General features: G+C 71.6%; 18 protein-coding genes. 7 read left to right on the top strand and 11 right to left on the bottom strand.

Annotated features, from left to right (window positions below; translation table 11 throughout):
- The coding region (locus Q0D57_RS07040; RefSeq protein ID WP_291040352.1) for a PucR family transcriptional regulator ligand-binding domain-containing protein at nucleotides 1-429 on the bottom strand (429 nt) is incomplete at its 3' end.
- 109 nt (nucleotides 430-538) lie between these two features.
- Between Q0D57_RS07040 and gabT the strand changes: the two genes are divergently transcribed.
- The 3 genes from gabT to Q0D57_RS07055 all read left to right on the top strand — a co-directional run bounded on the left by gabT (nucleotide 539) and on the right by Q0D57_RS07055 (nucleotide 4,822).
- On the top strand, nucleotides 539-1,885 hold the full coding sequence (gene gabT / locus Q0D57_RS07045; protein WP_291040439.1) for a 4-aminobutyrate--2-oxoglutarate transaminase: 1,347 nt from the start codon (nucleotides 539-541) through the stop codon (nucleotides 1,883-1,885).
- A complete protein-coding gene (locus tag Q0D57_RS07050) occupies nucleotides 1,882-3,273 on the top strand; it encodes a Glu/Leu/Phe/Val dehydrogenase (protein ID WP_291040354.1) in 1,392 nt (463 codons plus the stop codon). The genes gabT and Q0D57_RS07050 overlap by 4 nt, the downstream gene beginning before the upstream one ends.
- An 82-nt stretch (nucleotides 3,274-3,355) precedes the next feature.
- Complete coding sequence (locus tag Q0D57_RS07055) at nucleotides 3,356-4,822, top strand: NAD-dependent succinate-semialdehyde dehydrogenase (protein WP_291040357.1); 1,467 nt, start codon at nucleotides 3,356-3,358, stop codon at nucleotides 4,820-4,822.
- A gap of 71 nt (nucleotides 4,823-4,893) precedes the next feature.
- Here the strand turns inward: Q0D57_RS07055 and Q0D57_RS07060 are convergent, their stop codons facing one another.
- From Q0D57_RS07060 to Q0D57_RS07075, 4 genes are all read right to left on the bottom strand, one after another.
- A complete protein-coding gene (locus Q0D57_RS07060) occupies nucleotides 4,894-6,321 on the bottom strand; it encodes an ABC transporter permease (protein ID WP_291040360.1) in 1,428 nt (475 codons plus the stop codon).
- A complete protein-coding gene (locus tag Q0D57_RS07065; RefSeq protein ID WP_291040362.1) occupies nucleotides 6,318-7,079 on the bottom strand; it encodes an ABC transporter ATP-binding protein in 762 nt (253 codons plus the stop codon). The genes Q0D57_RS07060 and Q0D57_RS07065 overlap by 4 nt, the downstream gene beginning before the upstream one ends.
- A gap of 88 nt (nucleotides 7,080-7,167) precedes the next feature.
- A complete protein-coding gene (locus Q0D57_RS07070) occupies nucleotides 7,168-7,851 on the bottom strand; it encodes a response regulator transcription factor (protein ID WP_291040364.1) in 684 nt (227 codons plus the stop codon).
- Nucleotides 7,848-9,062 carry a histidine kinase gene (locus Q0D57_RS07075; protein WP_291040367.1) on the bottom strand — a complete coding sequence of 405 codons (1,215 nt, stop codon included), beginning with the start codon at nucleotides 9,060-9,062 and terminating at the stop codon, nucleotides 7,848-7,850. Before Q0D57_RS07075 ends, Q0D57_RS07070 begins: the two co-directional genes overlap by 4 nt.
- 61 nt (nucleotides 9,063-9,123) lie before the next feature.
- On the opposite strand from Q0D57_RS07075, the gene Q0D57_RS07080 reads away from it, so the two are divergent.
- Genes Q0D57_RS07080 through Q0D57_RS07090 form a run of 3 tightly spaced genes read left to right on the top strand, consistent with a single transcriptional unit; the run spans nucleotide 9,124 to nucleotide 11,179 of the window.
- A complete protein-coding gene (locus Q0D57_RS07080) occupies nucleotides 9,124-9,507 on the top strand; it encodes a GntR family transcriptional regulator (RefSeq protein ID WP_291040369.1) in 384 nt (127 codons plus the stop codon).
- Nucleotides 9,504-10,394, top strand: a complete 891-nt coding sequence (locus Q0D57_RS07085) for an ABC transporter ATP-binding protein (RefSeq protein WP_291040371.1) — start codon at nucleotides 9,504-9,506, stop codon at nucleotides 10,392-10,394. Before Q0D57_RS07080 ends, Q0D57_RS07085 begins: the two co-directional genes overlap by 4 nt.
- Nucleotides 10,391-11,179, top strand: a complete 789-nt coding sequence (locus Q0D57_RS07090) for a hypothetical protein (protein ID WP_291040373.1) — start codon at nucleotides 10,391-10,393, stop codon at nucleotides 11,177-11,179. The genes Q0D57_RS07085 and Q0D57_RS07090 overlap by 4 nt, the downstream gene beginning before the upstream one ends.
- Before the next feature lie 17 nt (nucleotides 11,180-11,196).
- On the opposite strand, the gene Q0D57_RS07095 is transcribed toward Q0D57_RS07090, so the two are convergent.
- Nucleotides 11,197-13,134: an ABC transporter ATP-binding protein gene (locus Q0D57_RS07095; RefSeq protein ID WP_291040375.1), complete on the bottom strand. Its 1,938-nt coding sequence runs from the start codon at nucleotides 13,132-13,134 to the stop codon at nucleotides 11,197-11,199.
- Nucleotides 13,135-13,187: 53 nt separating this feature from the next.
- Complete coding sequence (locus Q0D57_RS07100) at nucleotides 13,188-14,531, bottom strand: MFS transporter (RefSeq protein ID WP_291040377.1); 1,344 nt, start codon at nucleotides 14,529-14,531, stop codon at nucleotides 13,188-13,190.
- Between the two features lie 94 nt (nucleotides 14,532-14,625).
- On the opposite strand from Q0D57_RS07100, the gene Q0D57_RS07105 reads away from it, so the two are divergent.
- Nucleotides 14,626-15,480: a PfkB family carbohydrate kinase gene (locus Q0D57_RS07105; RefSeq protein ID WP_291040380.1), complete on the top strand. Its 855-nt coding sequence runs from the start codon at nucleotides 14,626-14,628 to the stop codon at nucleotides 15,478-15,480.
- A gap of 146 nt (nucleotides 15,481-15,626) precedes the next feature.
- Here the strand turns inward: Q0D57_RS07105 and ribH are convergent, their stop codons facing one another.
- From ribH to ribD, 4 genes are read right to left on the bottom strand one after another with little or no spacing between them, the layout of a single operon-like run.
- Entirely contained in the window at nucleotides 15,627-16,103 is a 477-nt protein-coding gene (ribH, locus tag Q0D57_RS07110) for a 6,7-dimethyl-8-ribityllumazine synthase (protein WP_291040382.1), read from the bottom strand.
- A 42-nt stretch (nucleotides 16,104-16,145) separates the two neighbouring features.
- Nucleotides 16,146-17,531: a GTP cyclohydrolase II gene (gene ribA / locus Q0D57_RS07115; RefSeq protein WP_291040384.1), complete on the bottom strand. Its 1,386-nt coding sequence runs from the start codon at nucleotides 17,529-17,531 to the stop codon at nucleotides 16,146-16,148.
- Entirely contained in the window at nucleotides 17,528-18,199 is a 672-nt protein-coding gene (locus Q0D57_RS07120; RefSeq protein ID WP_291040386.1) for a riboflavin synthase, read from the bottom strand. Before Q0D57_RS07120 ends, ribA begins: the two co-directional genes overlap by 4 nt.
- A 3-nt stretch (nucleotides 18,200-18,202) precedes the next feature.
- Entirely contained in the window at nucleotides 18,203-19,264 is a 1,062-nt protein-coding gene (gene ribD / locus Q0D57_RS07125; protein WP_291040388.1) for a bifunctional diaminohydroxyphosphoribosylaminopyrimidine deaminase/5-amino-6-(5-phosphoribosylamino)uracil reductase RibD, read from the bottom strand.

Genomic DNA, 19,264 nt, shown 5'->3' on the forward strand with positions numbered 1-19,264 from the left:
GGCGTTCTGCGCCGCGAGGGCCCAGTCGACGCGCGCCCGCGCCGCCTGCGCCTCGTGCTCCGCGATGAACCGTGAGATCGCGATGAACGGGGTGTCGTAGGGGATCTCGACGAGAGGCAGACCCGCCTCGGCGCACGCCGCCACGAGCTCGGCCGGCGTGCCCTCGCGCACGACCTTGGTGCCGAAGCCGATCGCCACGACCCCCACCTCGGCGAGGCGTCGCACGTAGTCGCGGTAGTCGTCCGCGTCGTAGCCCACGAACTGGCGGCCCGTGGTGAGCAGGAGCTGCCCGGCGCCGAGGAACGGGGTGGGGTCGGGGAGGTCCGAGTTGTGCGCCCAGTCGACCGCGTAGTCGTGCAGGTCCTGCGGGGTCAGGAGGTCCATCGCGAAGTCCCGTTCGGCAAGGACGAGATCGAGGGTGATCGGCATGGGAGGAGCCTACCCGGACCGCCTGCCAGAATGTCAGTGTGCGGCGACCGGACTGCCGTAACGGCATGAGCCATCACGGTGCCGGCGACCTACAGTGGGTGCCATGACCATGACTCTCGACAGCACCCTCGGAGGCCCGACGCTCGAGCAGCGCCGCCACCTCGTCACCTCCATCCCCGGCCCCAAGTCGGCCGAGCTGCACGCCCGCAAGTCGGCTGCCGTGGCGAGCGGCGTGGGCGTCATGCTCCCGGTCTACGTGCAGGCGGCCGGCGGCGGTGTGATCGTCGACGTCGACGGCAACTCGCTCATCGACTTCGGATCCGGGGTCGCCGTGACGGGCGTGGGCAACGCGGCCCCCGCCGTCGTCGAGGCCGTCACCGCCCAGGTGGCGCAGTTCACCCACACCTGCTTCACCATCACGGGCTACGAGGGCTACATCGAGGTCGCCGAGGCCCTGAACGCGCTCACCCCCGGCAGCTTCGACAAGCGCAGCGCGCTGTTCAACTCGGGTGCCGAGGCCGTGGAGAACGCCATCAAGATCGCGCGCCACTTCACGAAGAAGCAGGCCGTCGTGGCCTTCGACCACGGCTACCACGGCCGTACCAACCTCACGATGGCCCTCACCGCCAAGTCGATGCCCTACAAGAGCGGCTTCGGCCCGTTCGCGCCGGAGGTCTACCGCGCGCCGATGTCGTACCCGTTCCGCGACAACGGCCTCACCGGCCCCGAGGCCGCGCGCCGCGCGATCACCCAGATCGAGAAGCAGATCGGCGCCGACAACCTCGCCGCCGTCATCATCGAGCCCATCCAGGGCGAGGGCGGCTTCATCGAGCCCGCTCCCGGATTCCTGCCGGCCATCGCCGCCTGGGCGACGGCCAACGGCGTCGTCTTCATCGCCGACGAGGTGCAGACCGGCTTCGCCCGCACGGGCCAGCTCTTCGCCTCCGAGCACGAGGGCCTCGAGCCCGACCTCATCGTGACCGCCAAGGGCATCGCCGGCGGCCTCCCGCTCTCGGCCGTCACCGGCCGCGCCGAGATCATGGACTCCGCCCACGCGGGCGGCCTCGGCGGCACCTACGGCGGCAACCCCATCGCCTGTGCGGCGGCGGTAGCGACCATCCGGAGCTTCCAGGAGGACGGCCTCATCGAGCGCGCCCGCAGCATCGGCACCCTCTTCCGGGGCCGCCTCAACGCTCTGCGGGCAGCGGATGCGCGCATCGGCGACGTCAGGGGCCGTGGCGCGATGATGGCGATCGAGATCGTCGACCCGGCCACAGGTGATCCGGATGCCGCCCTCACCGCGAAGATCGCCGCCTACGCTCACCAGAACGGCGTGGTGCTGCTCACCTGCGGCACCTACGGCAACGTGATCCGGTTCCTGCCCCCGCTGAGCATCTCGGACGAGCTGATCACCGACGGGCTCGACGTCATCCGCGACGCGTTCATCGCCGCATGAGCGCCGCCCGCACGGCCACCGACAGCGCCGTCGGAGCTATGGGAGCGGACCCCGCCCGTGCTCGGGTCACCACCGAACCGGCTCCCGTGACCGCCCCCATCCCCACGATCGCCCACGCGCACGCCGGCGCCTCGGCGCTCGCAGACGCCCGCGCCCAGCTCGCCGACGCCGTCGGTGAGCTCGGCTACGACGAGGGCACCTACGCCATGCTGGCCGCCGCGCGTCGCGAGCTCGCCGTGAGCATTCCGCTGCGGCGCGACGACGGCAGCACCCAGGTGCTCACGGGCTACCGCGTGCAGCACAACATCTCCCGCGGCCCCGCCAAGGGCGGTCTCCGCTATGCGCCCTCGGTGAACATCGACGAGGTGCGCGCGCTGGCGATGTGGATGACGTGGAAGTGCGCCCTGCTCGACGTGCCCTACGGCGGCGCGAAGGGCGGCATCGCGATCGACCCGCGACGCTACAGCACGCTCGAGCTCGAGCGGGTGACCCGACGGTTCACGAGCGAGATCCTGCCGATCATCGGCCCGCACCAGGACATCCCGGCGCCCGACCTCGGCACCGACGAGCAGACCATGGCGTGGATCCTCGACACCTACTCGGTGACGCAGGGGCACACGGTGCCCGGCGTCGTCACCGGCAAGCCGCTCAGCCTCGGCGGCTCGCTCGGCCGCGCGAGCGCCACGAGCCGCGGTGTGGTGCACGTGGCGAAGGCGGCGCTGGAGTCGGAGGGCATCGATCCGCGGGGCGCCACCGCCGCCGTGCAGGGCTTCGGCAAGGTCGGCCGCGACGCCGCGCGCTTCCTCGAGCAGGAGGGTGCCCGGGTGGTCGCCGTGAGCGACCAGTACGGCGCCGTGCAGGCCGGGCTCGACGGCGCCGGCGGCACGAAGGGCCTCGACATCGAGGCGCTGGCCGCGCACGTCGACGCCACGGGCTCCGTGGTGGGCTTCGCCGGCGGCGACGCCCTCCCGCCCGCCGACCTCCTGACCCTCGAGGTCGACCTGCTGGTGCCGGCCGCCGTGGAGGGAGTGATCCACGAGGACAACGCCCGCGACATCCGTGCGCGTCTCATCGTGGAGGGCGCCAACGGACCGACCACGCGGGAGGCCGACCGCATCCTGCGCGAGCGCGGGGTGGTCGTCGTGCCCGACATCCTCGCCAACGCCGGCGGCGTCATCGTCTCCTACTTCGAGTGGGTGCAGGCCAACCAGTCCTACCGCTGGGACGTGCGCGACGTCGAGCAGCGTCTGGCCGAGCGGATGATCGCGGCGTGGCACGGGGTCTCCCGGTATGCTCGCGACAGCGGGATGACCCTGCGCGCGGCAGCCACCACCCTGGCCGTCCAGCGGGTCACCGAGGCGCATCGCCTGCGCGGTCTGTACCCCTGATCCGCCCCGCCCGTGCGCCGGCCGAGCGCCGGCGCCTCTTCCTCCCCACGACCTCAGCAACCTCCTGACGAGAAGGACAGCAATGACCGCATCGACCGAGACCGACCTCCTCGCCGGAGTGCCCGACCGCCTCTTCATCGGCGGATCGTGGGTGCACGGCTCCACCGGCAAGACCTTCGACGTGATCGACCCCGCCACGGGCACCGTGATCAAGTCGATCGCCGACGCGACGCCGGAGGACGGAATGCGCGCCCTCGACGCCGCCGTGGCCGTGGCCGACGAGTGGGCGGCCACCGCACCACGCCAGCGCGGCGAGATCCTGCGCGGGGCGTTCGACCTGCTGCAGCAGCGCCGCGACGACATGGCTCTGCTCATGACGCTCGAGATGGGGAAGCCCCTCGCCGAGGCGCAGGGCGAGGTGACCTACGGCGGCGAGTTCCTCCGCTGGTTCAGCGAGGAGGCCGTGCGCATCTCGGGCCGTTACGGCTCGAACCCCGAGGGCACCGGCCAGATGGTCGTCTCCCAGCGCCCGGTGGGCCCCTGCTACCTCATCACCCCGTGGAACTTCCCGCTCGCCATGGCGACCCGCAAGATCGCACCCGCGCTCGCCGCCGGCTGCACCGTGGTGGTCAAGCCCGCCGCGCTCACGCCGCTCACCACGCTCTTCGTGACCCGCCTGCTCGAGGAGGCCGGCCTGCCTGCGGGCGTCGTGAACATCGTCACGAGCTCGCAGTCGCGCGCCATCTCCGAGCCGATCATCGCCGACCCGCGGCTGCGCAAACTCAGCTTCACCGGCTCCACCCCCGTGGGCCGCACGCTCATGAAGCAGGCAGCCGACAACGTGCTGCGCACCTCCATGGAGCTCGGCGGCAACGCCCCGTTCGTGGTGTTCGGCGACGCCGACCTCGACAAGGCGGTCGACGGCGCGATGGCGGCCAAGTTCCGCAACATCGGCCAGGCCTGCACGGCGGCCAACCGCTTCATCGTGCACTCGTCGGTGGCGAAGGAGTTCGCCGACCGCCTCGCCGCCAAGGTCGACTCGCTGCGCGTGGGCCGCGGCACCGAGGAGGGCGTGGGGATCGGGCCGCTGATCGACGACAAGGCCGTCGACAAGGCCGACGAGCTCGTGCAGGACGCCGTGAACCGCGGCGCCACGCTCGTCTCGGGCGGCAAGCGGATCGAGGGCCCCGGCAGCTTCTACGAGCCCACCGTGGTCTCGAACGTGCCGTTCGACAGCGAGATCCTCCGCGAGGAGATCTTCGGCCCCGTGGTGAGCATCGTGCAGTTCGACGACGAGGACGAGGGCGTGCGCCTCGCCAACGACACCGAGTACGGGCTCGTCTCCTACGTCTTCACCGAATCGCTCGCCCGCGGTCAGCGCATGATCCAGAAGCTCGACACGGGCATGATGGGCCTGAACGTCGGAGTCATCTCGAACGCCGCCGCACCCTTCGGCGGGGTGAAGCAGTCGGGCCTCGGGCGCGAAGGCGGCGCCGAGGGGATCCACGAGTACCTCTCGACGAAGTACACCCTCATCCCGAACAGCTGACCCACCTGGTCTGAGCCACCCGGCCTGAGCCCCTCGGCCCGAGCCACCCGGCCTGAGTCAGCCCGCCCGGCCTACTCCGAAGCGAGGGCGCGCACCGGCGAGACCCGGGTGGCGCGCCGCGAGGGCACCACGGTGGCGGCGAGCGTGAGCAGCGCCGCCGCCACCGCCGTGCCCAGCACGAGCTGCCACGGCACCACGGGCACGATGAACGCCGGCGCCCCCGGCATCGACGACAGCAGCGATTGGGCCCCCGCCCAGCCGTAGAAGATCCCCACCACGAGCCCCACGAGCACGGCGGCGGCGGTGAGTTGTGCGCTCTCGACCGAGATCATGCGCCGAAGCTGCGCGGCGGTGAAGCCGAGCGCCCTCAGCAGCCCGAGCTCGCGGGTGCGCTGCAGCACGCTGAGCGAGAGGCTGTTGACGAGCCCCACCGCAGCGATCAGCGCACTGAACCCCAGGAGCGCCGAGAAGATCGCCACGGTGGTGGTGATGACCGCGTCGAGCTGGGCCGCCATCTCCGGATCGTCGAAGGCCGAGCCGAGCACCTGGCGGTAGGTCGCGGCGGCGACCGCGAACATGCTCACGAGGCCCACCCCGATGACGAGCCCGATGGTGGTCCGGGTGCTGCGCTCGGGGTACCGAACGGCGTTGAGCGCGGCCAGGCGAGCCGCCGCACCTCCGCCGAGGAGCCGACTGCCGAGGATGCGCCCCACGGCCCGGAGGGCGGGAGGCATCACGCGTCCGGCCCCGAGCACGAGCCCGGAGAACGACAGCATGCCGCCGAGCACCGCGGGCAGGATGCCGATCGGGTTCAGGCTGCCGATGACGATCCCGGCTGCGAGCAGGAGCGCGCCGAGCACGAGCAGCACGAGAGCCGCGGCGTTCCGCCCGCGCCGGCCACGGAGCTCCTCGTGACGGAGCTCCGTCGACCCGCCCAGCGCCTGCAGCGGCGAGACGTCGAGCACCCGGCGCGATCCCACCCACGAGGCGAGCCAGGTGGTCAGGATCACGGCCACGATCGGCAGCGCGATCACCGGAGGAGCGAGGTCGTAGGGGAGCGCCGGTGCGTGACCGCCGGCCACGGCCACGGCCAGGAGCGCCGCGGACACGGCGGTGCCGAGGAGCGCTCCCAGCACACTGCCGACGACGCCCACGGCCAGGCCCTCCCTGGCGATCGCGCGGCGTCGGCTGCGTGCCGAGGCTCCGACGAGCCGCAGCAGCGCGATGGTGCGGGTGCGACCGGCCACGATGGTGGCGAACGTGTTCGAGGTCACGACGGCGCCCACGTAGACCGCGATGGCGATGAAGACGAAGCCGAGCACCGCGAGCACGAGCGCGACCATGCTGCTGGAGCCGGTGAGGTCGTCGGCGGCGATCACGGCGGCCAGCGCCCCCGTGATCTGCAGCAGCGACACACCGAAGGCCGCCGAGAGCGCGGCGACGAGGATGCTCGGGGCATGCTGTCGAGCTGAGGCCGCGACGCCCCTCGACCCGGTCATGCGGCACCCTCCATGCCGAGCATGTAGTCGCTGATCTCGGCGGCGCTCGAGGGTCCCCGGTCTTCCACCACGCGTCCGTCCGCCAGGAACACGATGCGGTCCGCGTAGCTCGCGGCCACGGGATCGTGAGTCACCATCGCGATGCTCTGGCCGTAGTCCCGGCACGCCGACCGCAGAAGGCCGAGAACCTCCCGGCCGCTCCGCGAGTCGAGGTTGCCGGTCGGCTCGTCGGCGAAGACCAGGTCGGGCCGGGTGCCGAGCGCGCGCACGATCGCGACGCGCTGCTGCTGCCCGCCCGAGAGCTCGTGCGGCCGGTGCCGCAGCCGCTCCCTGAGATCGAGGGCGTCGATGAGGCCGTCGATCCGGAGCCGGTCGTCGGGGGAGGGGCGGCGGCCGTCGAGCTCGAACGGCAGCAGGATGTTGCCCTGCACATCGAGCGTCGGCACGAGGTTGAACGACTGGAAGACGAAGCCCACCCGTCGCCGTCGCAGCTCCGTGAGGCGGGCGTCGCCGAGGGTCGTGATCTCGGTGTCGCCGAGCCAGACGCGGCCGCCGGAGGGCGAGTCGAGGCCGGCCATGATGTGCATGAGAGTCGACTTGCCCGATCCGCTCGGCCCCATCACGGCCGTGAACTCGTGGGGGCGGATGCCGATCGAGACGTCGTCGAGCGCCGTCACGGCGGTGTCGCCCCGGCCGTAGGACTTGCTGAGGTTCGCGACCCGGGCGACGAGGCCGAGGTCTGTCGTGGTGATCTCCATGCTCCGACGCTACGGTCGGCCCGCCGGAGGCCGCGTCGGACGACGGGACGACCCTCGTACATCTCGAGGATGACGTCGAGCGCGCTGGTCAGACCAGGCCGTGCTCGTGCGCGAACACCACGAGCTGCACGCGATCGCGCAGCTCGAGCTTTCCGAGCACGCGGCTGACGTGCGTCTTGACCGTGGCCTCGGAGAGGAACTCGGCCGAGGCGATCTCGGCGTTGCTGAGGCCCCGCGCGGCGAGGGCGAAGATCTCCTTCTCGCGCGCCGTGAGGGCGGCGAGGGCCCCGTGCGCCGCGGGTTCGGCCGACGCACGTCCCACGGATGCCGTGCCCACGTGCTCGAAGAGCTCCCGCACGGCGGACGCCGACACCACCGCATCGCCCGCGTGCACGGTGCGGATGGCCGAGAGCAGGAACTCCGGATCGGCGTCCTTGAGCACGAAACCGCTCGCGCCGGCCCGGATCGCCCGCGCGGCGGCCTCGTCGAAGTCGAAGGTGGTGAGCACGATCACGCGGGGCAGTGGCTCTGCCGCAGACGCCGGCCGGGCGAGGATGCGCCTGGTCGCCTCGATGCCGTCGACACCGGGCATGCGCAGGTCCATGAGCACCACGTCGGCGCGGTGCTCGAGCGCGACCGCGGCACCCGCGGCCCCGTCGTCGGCCTCCGCGACCACCTCGAGGTCGGGCTGCGAGTCGACGACCATGCGCACGCCCGCGCGGAAGAGAGGCTGGTCGTCGACGAGGACGACCCGGATCGCGGAGTCGCTCATGAGCCCCTCCTCCCGCCGGATTCCTGGGCGGCTCCGGCCCGATCGATCGGCACGGCGAACCGCACCACGAACCGGCCGCCCTCCCGCCCGGAGGTCAGGGACCCGCCGGCGAGCTGAGCCCGCTCCTGCATGCCGGTGATGCCGTAGCCTGGCGCATCCGGGGCCTGGGCCTGCGCCGGTGCCGGGGCCGGTGCCGGTGACGGCGCGGCGGTCGCGAGCGGGTTCGCGATGCTCACCGACAGCTCGGCCGCATCCCAGTCGATCCGCACCTCGGTCTCGGCCCCGTCGCCGTGCCGCAGCGCGTTGACGAGCGCCTCCTGCACGACGCGGTAGATCGCGAGCTGCTGGCCGGGCGGCAGCGGGGCGGATGCGCCGGACTCCTCGACGTGGACAGGCAGCCCGGCTGCGGTGAGCTGCGAGAACAGTGCGGGCAGTTCGGCGAGGGTGGGCTGCGGTCCGCGCTCGTCGTCGTCCCGCAGCTGGGCGAGCAGCCCTCGCACCTCGGAGAGGGCCTCCCGCGCGGTCGAGGAGATCGTGACGAGCGCGGTCTCGGCGGCAGCCGGATCCGCCCGGCCGGCGTAGCGGGCGCCATCGGCCTGCGCGATCACGACCGCGAGCGAGTGGGCCACCACGTCGTGCATGTCGCGGGCGATGCGGGTGCGCTGCTGCTGCACCCGCGTCTCGCGCTCGGCGATCGCCTGCCGCGCGCGGCTCTCCCGCGCCGTCGCCCAGGTCTTGGCGAGCAGCCCCAGTGTCCAGCTCAGCGCGAGCAGACCGGCGATCGATGCCGTGTAGATGACGAAGATCACCGAGAGCTGCGCACCTTCGGGAGCGGGCGCACCCGGCTGCCGGAGAGCCGGACCGAAGGCGAGGTACGCGCCGGCCACGAGTGCGCCGACGACGGCCGAGGCGAGTCCGGCCCACTTGACGATGCGTCCGCCGTAGCGGGCGGTGGCGTAGAGCATCGGGAGCACGGCGAGGTCGGACACGTCCGGGGGGAGCGACGCCACCATCTGCAGCCCGGTGGCCGCCCAGGCGATGGCGAGGGCGAGGGCCGGGCTGACGCGTCGCAGGGTGAGCACTGTGCCCAGCAGCACGAGGGCCACGAGACCCGCGGGCGGGAGGCCGCCGAGCACGAGCCGCAGCAGCACGCACGCGATCCCGATGCCGAGATCGAGGCCCCACTGCCAGGGCCGCACGGAGCGGAGCATGCCCACACGCTATCGCCTCTTGACATCCGGAACGGAAGCTGGTTGGTTAGTTACATGAGTAATGAACCAACCAGGGGTCGTCGTGGATGAGTCACGGCCGATCTTCGTTCAGATCGCGGAGCTGATCGAGAACGACATCATCTCGGGCGGCCTGCCCGAGGAGACCCAGGTTCCCTCCACCAACGAGTTCGCAGCGTTCCACCGCATCAACCCGGCCACGGCCGGAAAGGGTGTGAACCTGCTCGTCGATGAAGGGATCCTCTACAAGAAGAGGGGAATCGGCATGTTCGTCGCCACCGGGGCACGCGACCGACTGATCGGCCAGCGCCGCCAGAGGTTCGAGAACGACTACGTGGGCCCGCTCGTGGCGGAGGCCGACAAGCTCGGCATCACGCGCGGGCAGCTCGCCGAGATGATCAGATCAGGAGAGGGGAGCGCCGAATGAGCGCCGTCGTGGAGGTCAGGGGCCTCAGCAAGAACTACCGAACCGTCACCGCGGTCGACGAGGTGAGCTTCACCGTGGAGGAGAACACCATCTACGGGCTGCTCGGCCGGAACGGCGCGGGCAAGACCACGCTCATGCAGCTGCTCACCGGGCAGGAGTTCGCGAGCTCGGGCGAGATCCGGGTGTTCGGGGAGTCGCCGGTGGAGAACGCCGGCGTGCTCGAGCGCACGAGCTTCATCAAGGAGAGCCAGAAGTACCCGGACGACTTCCAGCCCAAGCACGTGTTCGCGAGCGCCCCGTGGTTCTTCCCGGACTGGGACGCGGGGTTCGCCGAGCGCCTGATCGCCGACTTCCGGGTGCCGCTGAAGCGGCGCATCAAGAAGCTCTCACGCGGCCAGCTGTCCTCCATCGGCGTGATCGTGGGGCTCGCCTCACGGGCGCCGCTCACGTTCTTCGACGAGCCCTACCTGGGGCTCGACGCCGTGGCGCGGCAGATCTTCTACGACCGCCTGCTCGAGGACTACGCGGAGCATCCGCGCACCGTCATCCTCTCCACGCACCTGATCGACGAGGTCTCGAACCTGCTCGAGCACGTGCTCGTGATCGACGAGGGGCGGATCATCGTCGACCAGGCCGCCGAGGAGCTCCGCGGCTCGGCCACCACGATCGTGGGAACGCGGGCGGGCGTCGACTCGTTCGTCGCCGGACGCGAGGTGCTGCACCGTGACCAGATCGGGGGCCTCGCCTCCGTGACCGTCGGGCGGCTCGACCCGCTCGAACGCCAGGAGGCCGCCGAGCTCGGCCTCGAACTGTCTCCCGTCTCGCTGCAGCAGCTGATCGTGCAGAAGACCAACGTCCCCGCCAAGGAATTCGAGGTGAAGTCATGACCGCCGTCCAGACCTCCACAGCCGCCGCCCGCCCGGCGGCTGGATCCGGGAGCCGTGTGATCCCCGTGGTGCGCCTGCACTTCGTGAACCGGTTCAGCATGCTCGTGCTGCCGTGGATCATCCTCGGCTTCATCTTCCTGGTGAACCTCGCGATCTGGTGGATCGTGATGAGCGCCGTGAGCCCCGACGCCGATCGGGCCGATGTGCAGGAGGGGCTGCAGTGGAGCGGCGCGTCGTTCTACATCTTCGTGTACATGATGGTGCTCGGGGTGCAGGCGATCGCCCTCACGTTCCCGTTCGCCCTCGGCTTCAGCGCCACCCGGCGCGACTTCTGGCTGGGCACCTCGCTCACCTTCGTGCTGCTCTCGGCGATCTACGCGGCGGGGATGACGGTGCTCGCGCTGATCGAGGTGGCGACGGGCGGCTGGGGCCTCGGCGGGCGCATGTTCACCGCGCTGTACTTCGGCGGCGACGCGACGCCGTGGTTCGCGCGGTTCTTCCTGTTCTTCGCCACGTTCCTGTTCTTCTTCTTCGTGGGAGCGCTCGCCGCGGTCATCTACCAGCGCTGGCGCGTGAACGGCATGCTGATCTTCTTCGGCGCCCTCACCGTGGCGCTCGTGGGAGGGGTGGCCCTGATCACCTTCAGTGAGTCGTGGCCCGCCGTCGGAGCCTGGTTCGTCGAGACGGGAGCGTCGGGGGTGGTGGCCTGGAGCCTCGTGCCCACGGGCCTGGCCGCCCTCGTCGGCTACGCCATCCTCCGCCGCACCACCCCGAAGAACACCTAGCCCCAGGGGCTCCTGCGCTAGACGAGGAGCTGGTGCTTGGCGAGGTCGCGGTAGAGCGGCGTCGAGAGCACCAGCTCCGAGTGCGTGCCTACGCCGACCACGCGGCCGTGGTCGACCACGACGATCTGGTCTGAGTCGACGACGGTCGACAGCCGGTGGGCGATCACGATGAGCGAGCGGTTCTCCGCCACCGCGTCGATGGCCTCGCGGAGCATCTGCTCGTTGAGGCCGTCGAGCGAGGAGGTCGACTCGTCGAGGAGCAGCACCGGGGGAGCGGCGAGCAGGGCGCGCGCGATGGCGAGGCGCTGGCGCTCGCCGCCCGAGAGCATCACGCCGTCCTCACCCACGGCGGCGTCGAGGCCCTCCTCCGAGCGCTCGAGCACCTCGCCGAGGTTCACGGCGTGCAGCACGCGCACGCACTCCTCGTCGGTGGCGTCGGGGGTGGCGAGCAGGAGGTTCTGGCGGAGTGTGCCCGCGAGCACCGGGGCGTCCTGCTCCACGTAGCCGATCTGCGAGCGCAGGTCGATGCGGTCGAGCTCCCGCACGTCCACGCCGCCGAAGCGCACCGAGCCCGAGGTGGGGTCGTAGAAGCGCTCGATCAGGGCGAGGATCGTGCTCTTGCCGGCGCCGGAGGGGCCCACGATGGCCGTGCGCTTGCCGCGGGCGGCCGCGAAGCTCACTCCGTGGAGCACGCCCTTGCCTGCTGTGGCCTCGGCGGCCGGAGCCTCTGCGGCGGAAGCCTCTGCGGCGGCAGCCTCTGGGAGGCCGGATGCCTCGGCCGTCACCGCCGCATCCGCCTCGTCCTGCACCTTCGCGGGCGTCTCGTAGGCGAAGTGCACGTCGACGAACTCGATCGCGGGCGCGCCGGCCGCAGCGGCGCCCACGGCTCCCGCAGCCGCAGCCTTCGCCGCGATCTCCCGGTCGTCCTGGCCCTCCACGGGGAGGTCGATCACCTCCTGGATGCGCCCGAGCGCACCGAGCGCCTGGTTCACCGAGTTGATCGCACCGAAGGCCTGGCCGAGCGGCATGATCATCATGAACAGAAACAGGATGAATGACACCAGGCTCGCGATCGTGATCGCACCGGATGCCACGCGGAAGCCGCCGACGCCGAGCACCACGAGGAACGACACCTGCAGGGCGATGCCCGCGATCGGCACGACGAGCGCCGAGATCTTCGCGACCTTGACGCCCATGTCGAAGGCGCCCCGCGCATCCGCTTCGATGGCGGCGGTCTCGCGCTCGGTGGCGTTCGACGCGCGCACGGTGCGGATGGCGCTGATGGAGCGCTCCACGGCGGCGGCGAGATCGCCGACCTTCTCCTGCTGCTTGCGGCTGACGACCCGCACGCGGCCGGAGATGAGCACGACCGTGACGACGGAGACGGCGATGACGAGCACGGTGAGCCCGAGGAGCACCGGATCGATGATGAGCATCGCGATCAGGGCGCCGACGAACACCAGGGAGCCGCCCACGGCATCCACGAGCCCCTGCGTGATGACCGCGTAGAGCATGGTGGTGTCCGAGCCGACGCGGGAGACGAGGTCTCCCGTGCGCCGGCGGTCGAACTGGCTGATGGGCAGGCGCAGGATGCGCTGCACGAGCTGCCGGCGCGCCGAGTAGACCACCGACGTGCCGGTGCGCTGCAGCAGGTAGTGCTGGTAGCCGCTGATGATCCCGGAGACGATGACGAGGCCGACGAGCGCCCAGACGAGCATGTCGAGCGGATCGCCGGCCTGCACGACCGTGATGACCTGGCTCACGAGCAGCGGCTGGGCGAGGCTCGCGGCGGCGCCCACGATGCTGAGGGCGACCACGAGCACGAGCACCTTCTTGTGCTCGAAGAGGAACGGCAGCAGCTGGCCGAACGTCGCGCGGGGGCCGTCGTCGGCGGTCTTGCGACCGCGCCCGAAGGGACTGCGCGAGCGCGGGGGAGTCGACGTGCTGGAGCTCATGGCTCCATTCTCTCAGGCGTCGACGCCCCCACCGCCCGTTCCTCGGAGCCTCGTCAGCTCACGTTGTCGGCGTAGTCGACGTCGCGGTTCTCCTTGCTGATGATGAGCGCGCCGAGGGTGATCAGCGCCATCAGCGAGAGGTAGTTGCCGACGAGGGCGGGGCTGCCGTCGGCCGCGGTCCAGAGCGCCACTGCGATGAAGGGGGCGACGGCGGCACCGAGGATCGACGCGACGTTGTAGCTGATCGCCGAGCCCGTGTAGCGCACGTTCGCCGGGAACAGCTCGGGGAGCTCCGAGCCCATCGGGCCGAAGGTGAGGCCCATCAGGGTGAAGCCGATGATGAGCAGCGACATGACGCCCACGGACCCGCCCGCGAACAGCGGCACGAAGAACAGGCCGAACGCGGTGATGCCGATCGTGGTCCAGATGAGGGTCATCCGGCGGCCGAAGCGCTCGGCGAGGGGGCCCGCCGCAAGCGTGAAGATGCCGAAGAACACGCAGCCGATGACGAGCATGATGAGGAACTCGTTGCGGTCGTAGCCGAGGCCGGCGACCGGCGCATCCGTGGCCGTGGTGCCGAAGGTGAGCGTGAACGTGGTCATCAGGTAGAAGAGCACGTAGGTGGCCAGCATGATGAACGTGCCGAGGATGAGCGGGCGCCAGCTGGTCTTGAACACGCGGGCGAGCGGGAGCTTGGCGACCTCGCCGCGCTCGACGACCTTGGTGAACGCGGGGGTCTCGACGAGCTTCAGGCGCACGTAGAGGCCCACGATCACGAGCACGGCGCTCGCGAGGAACGGCACGCGCCAGCCCCAGGCCAGGAAGTGCTCCGGGTCGAGGGTGGTGCTCAGCACGAGGAAGACGACGTTCGCGATGATGAAGCCGATGGGTGCGCCGAGCTGCGGGAAGGTGCCGTAGATGGAGCGCTTGCCCTTGGGCGCGTTCTCGGTGGCGAGGAGGGCTGCGCCCGACCACTCGCCGCCGAGCCCGAGGCCCTGGCAGAAGCGGAACAGCACGAGCAGACCGGGGGCGATGATCTCCCAGCCGGGGGTGAGGCCCGTGGGCAGGCAGCCGATCAGCACCGTGGCGATGCCCATGGTGAGAAGCGACGCCACGAGGGTCTGCTTGCGGCCGATCCGGTCACCGAAGTGGCCGAACAGGATGGAGCCGATGGGGCGGGCCACGAAGGCCACACCGAACACGGCGAACGACTGCAGCAGCGAGATGGTCGGGTCGCTGTTGGCGAAGAAGAGAGTGGGGAAGACGAGCACCGCGGCCGTGGCGTAGACGTAGAAGTCGTAGAACTCGATCGAGGTGCCGATGAGGCTGGCGAGGATGACGCGGCTGCGGGTGTTGACGGGCGCGTCGGGCTTGGCGTCTAGGACGGTGGAGGACATCTCGGCTTTCGGAGGGAGGTAGGGAGGTGGTGCACGCGGACGCGCTAGTTTACCCGCCGTTTAGGATGCTCTGAGACGTATGGAGGAGAAGCACTTGGGAACTGTCGTCGTGGTGGGCTCGCTGAACATCGATTCGGTGGTGGAGGTCGAGAGGCACCCGGCACCCGGGGAGACGCTGCTCGGCGGCGACCTCGTGAAGCACTTCGGGGGCAAGGGGGCGAACCAGGCCATCGCCGCGGCGCGCGCCGGGGCCCGCGTGGGGTTCGTCGGGCGCGTGGGCGACGACGCCGACGGCGACGCGTACCTGCGGCGGCTCGCGCAGTACGGCATCGACACGACGCACATCGCGCGCACGAAGGGCGTGGCCACGGGGCACGCGGCCATCGCGGTGGCGGCCGACGGGGAGAACACGATCATCGTGTCACCCGGAGCCAACGGCCGGGTGGGTGTCGGCGACCTGGCACCGCTGCAGTCGCTGCAGCCCGGTGACGTGCTGCTCGGCTCGCTCGAGGTCGACCTCGACGTGATCGCCGAGGCCGCGCGCATCGCAGCGGGGCGAGGGGCTCGCGTGGTGCTCAACCTGGCTCCGTACGCGGCGCTGCCGGCCGATGTGCTGGCGCTCGCCGATCCGGTGGTCGTGAACGAGCACGAGGACGAGCTGATGCGGGCGGGCCTCGGCGAGGGCTCCGGCGGCGGCGGTGCTGAAGGCGGGGCTCCGGATGCTCCGGGGTCGGTGCTCGTGACGCTCGGCTCGCGCGGCTCGCGCTGGGGCGGCATCGAGGTGCCCGCGGGAGCGGTGACCACGGTGGTCGACACCACGGGAGCCGGGGACTGCTACTGCGGCACGCTCGCGGCGGCGCTCGCCGCGGGGGCGACGGATGCGGACGCGATGCAGGCGGCCTCGACGGCGGCCGCCCAGTCGGTCTCCTGGGTGGGCGCGCAGCCCTGACCCCGGCGCTGGTCGCCCCTGTCGCCCGCGACTTGACACTAGATGTGCCTAAAGCCGCCGACTTGACACAAGATGTGCCAAGTCGGCGGCTTTAGGCGCGACTTCTGTCAAGTCGCAGCGCAGTCGAGCTGCGCGGAGCCGCGGGCTCAGGCGCGGAGGGCCCGGAGGGTGATCGCGGTGGCGACGGCGGCCTCGGCCGCCTCGCGGCCCTTGTCCTCCTTCGAGCCGGGGAGCCCGGCACGATCGAGCCCCTGCTGCTCCGTGTCGAGCGTCAGCACGCCGAAGCCGACCGGCTTGCCCGTCACGATGCTCACCTGCGTGAGGCCCGAGGTCGCGGCATCCGACACGTACTCGAAGTGCGGGGTGCCGCCCCGGATGATCACGCCCAGCGCGACCACGGCATCCGCCCCGGCCTCGAGTGCCGCCTTCGAGACCACGGGCAGCTCGAAGCTCCCGGCCACGCGCACGAGCGTGCTCGTGACGTGCGCCTCGTCGAGCGCCTTCTGCGCGCCGGCGATCAGCCCGTTCGTGATCACGTCGTGCCAGGTGCCGGCGACGATGGTGATGTTCAGGCCGGTGCCGTCGAGGTCGGCGTCGAGGCTGGGGGCTCCTGCTCCGCTCATAAGAGGGTCCTTTCGGTGAGGGTGGGTGCCGAGAGTGGCGGGTCAGTGGGCCGCAGGGAGCACGTGCCCCATGCGGTCGCGCTTGGTGTCGAGGTAGCGGCGGTTCTGCTCTGTCGCGCCCACCACGAGGCCCACGCGCTCGGCGACCTCGATGCCGCGCGCCTCGAGCTGGCTCACCTTCTCGGGGTTGTTGGTGAGCAGCCGGATGCGCCGGGCGCCGAGATCGTCGAGGATCGCCACGGCGGCGCCGTAGTCGCGGGCGTCGGCGGGGAGACCGAGAGCCACATTGGCGTCGAGGGTGTCGAGCCCGTCCTCTTGCAGCCGGTAGGCGCGCAGCTTGTTGACGAGGCCGATGCCGCGGCCCTCGTGCCCCCGGAGGTAGACCACCACGCCGCCGTTCTCGGCCACGAGGTCGAGCGCCGCGTCGAGCTGCGGGCCGCACTCGCACTTGAGCGAGCCGAATGCCTCGCCCGTCAGGCACTCGGAGTGCACGCGCACGAGCGGGGTCGTCGAGGCGAGGGCGTCCGGATCGCCGGAGACGATCGCCAGGTGGTCGGCGCCGGTCTCGAGGTCGCGGTAGGCGCGCATCCGGAGTGGCCCGTGCACGGTGGGCACGAGTGTCTCGACCTCGAAGTGCACGCGGTCAGCGCCCGAGCCTGGGAGCGATCCGGCGCCGGTTCCGATGCCGAGGCCCGTGCCGGCGTGACGGGTGGGCACCGGTGCGCCGTCGGCTGCGGCCACCGCCGCGTCGACGGTCGAGGGGTCGGCCGTGACGAGCGTCTCGGCGGCGGCCTCGGCCGCGACGTCGGGGGCGAGCCCGTCCTGCTCGTTGAGGTACTCGATCAGCAGCTCGATCGTGGTCACGGGCAGCCCGAAGCGCTCACCGGTGGCGAAGAGCTCGTCCATCTTCATGGCGGAGCCGTCTTCGGCGATCATCTCGCCGATCGCTCCCACGGGCTCGAGACCTGCAGCCTTCAGGAGGTCGACCGCGGCCTCGGTGTGGCCCGCGCGGTCGCGCACGCCGCCCGGCACCGCACGGAGCGGCACGATGTGACCGGGGCGGATGAGGCTCGCCGCGGTCGAGGACGGGTCGCCGAGCACACGCAGGGTCAGCGCCCGGTCGTGGGCGCTGATCCCCGTGGTCACGCCCTCGGCCGCGTCGACCGTGATCGTGTAGGCGGTGTGCCTGGTGTCCTCGCTGTCGACCACCATGGGCGGCAGGGCGAGCTCGTCGGCGCGCTCTCCCGACATCGGTGCGCACAGGTAGCCGGAGGTCCAGCGCACCATCCAGGCCACCCACTCGGTCGAGGCGAGGGCCGCCGAGATGATGGCGTCGCCCTCGTTCTCGCGGTCGGCGGCGTCGGAGACGAGCACGGGCTTGCCGGCACGCAGCGCCTCGAGCACCTCGGACATGGGGGCGAGCGTCATGATCCGCTCCTCGTGGTGAGGCCGAGCGAGACGAGTCGCTCGACGTGGCGGGCCAGGATGTCGGTCTCGATGTTCACGCGGTCGCCGGGGCGCAGGGCGCCGAGCGTGGTGGCGGTGAGGGTCTCGGGGATGAGCGACACCTCGAACCAGTGACCGCTCGCTGTCGCGCCGTCGGCGGCACCGTCACCGCCTGCAGCGCTCCCCGGAGCCTCCTGCCCGACCGACGACACGGTCAGCGAGACCCCCGACACCGAGATCGACCCCTTGTCGACCACGAGCGGCGCGAGCGAGTCGTCGAGCGAGAACCGCAGCACGCTCCAGGCCTCGCCGGGCGTGACCGAGATCACGGTGGAGGTGCCGTCGACGTGCCCCTGCACGATGTGGCCGCCGAGGCGGTCGCCCACCCGCGCGGCGCGCTCGAGGTTGACGCTGTCGCCGACGGAGAGCGATCCGATGGTCGACATCGCGAGGGTCTGCGCCATCACGTCGGCCCGGAAGGTGTCCGGGGTCTGATCGATGACGGTCAGGCAGACGCCCGAGACGGCGATCGAGTCGCCGTGCGCGGCGTCGCTCACCGCGAGGGGGGCGCGCACGGTGATGACGGCCGCGTCGGCGGTGCGCTCGAGGGCGAGGACCTCGCCGAGCTCTTCGATGATTCCGGTGAACACCGTCTACTCCTTCGTGGGCGCCGAGGCGTCCGGTCGCGCGATGAGGAGGACGTCGTCGCCCAGTCGTCGCAGGTCTGTGAAGACGAGCCGCCGCTGCTCGCCGATCGACTCCACACCGAGGTCGCCGACGGCGGTCATGGGCCCGCCGATGAGGGTCGGCGCGAGGTACACGAGCACCTCGTCGGCGAGCCCGGCGGCGAGGAACGCGCTCGCGAGCGTGGGGCCGCCCTCCACGAGCACCGAGCGCACCTCGGCGTCGAAGAGCTCCCGGAGCATCGCGTGCAGGTCGAGGCCGTCGAAGGTGCGAAGGGGCAGCGGATGCGCGTGCACGCGCGCCGTGGCCGGCACTTCGCGGCGGCCCACCACCACGGGTGCGGGCTGGTGCGCCAGGAGGCCGTCGGCGCCGCGGGCGGTGAGCTCGGGGTCGTCGGCGAGCAGGGTGCCGGTTCCCACGAGGATGGCGTCGGCGTCGGCGCGGCGTCGGTGCACGTCGGCGCGGGCGGCCGGGCCCGTGATCCAGCGGCTCGAACCGTCGGCCGCCGCAGCACGGCCGTCGAGGCTCGAGGCCCACTTCACGGTCACGAAGGGTCGGCCGAGCCGCATGGCGGTGAGCCACGGCCGGATGGTCTCGGCGGCCTCGTCGGCGAGGAGGCCCTGCTGCACGTCGAGGCCGGCCTCGCGCATCCGTTCGCCGCCATCGCCCGAGCGGACCCCGGGGTCGGGGATCGCGTAGACCACGCGGGAGACGCCGGCGTCGATGAGGGCCACGCTGCAGGGGCCGGTGCGGCCGTGGTGGTTGCAGGGTTCGAGGCTCACCACGGCGGTGGCACCGCGCGCGAGCTCGGGGCGAGGCAGCGCCTTGAGCGCGGCGACCTCGGCGTGGGGGGTGCCCGCGCCCTCGTGCCAGCCCTCGGCGAGCACGTCGCCCTCGGGGGAGAGCAGCACGCAGCCGACCTGCGGGTTCACGCCGTGACGGGGGCCGCGACCGGCCAGCTCGAGCGCCCGGGCCATGGCGTCACGCACGGGCGCGGTGATCGCGTCGGCCTCGCGTGGTGCTGTCGTCAT

It is taken from the genome of Herbiconiux sp., assembly GCF_023264895.1.
Lineage (GTDB): Bacteria > Actinomycetota > Actinomycetes > Actinomycetales > Microbacteriaceae > Herbiconiux.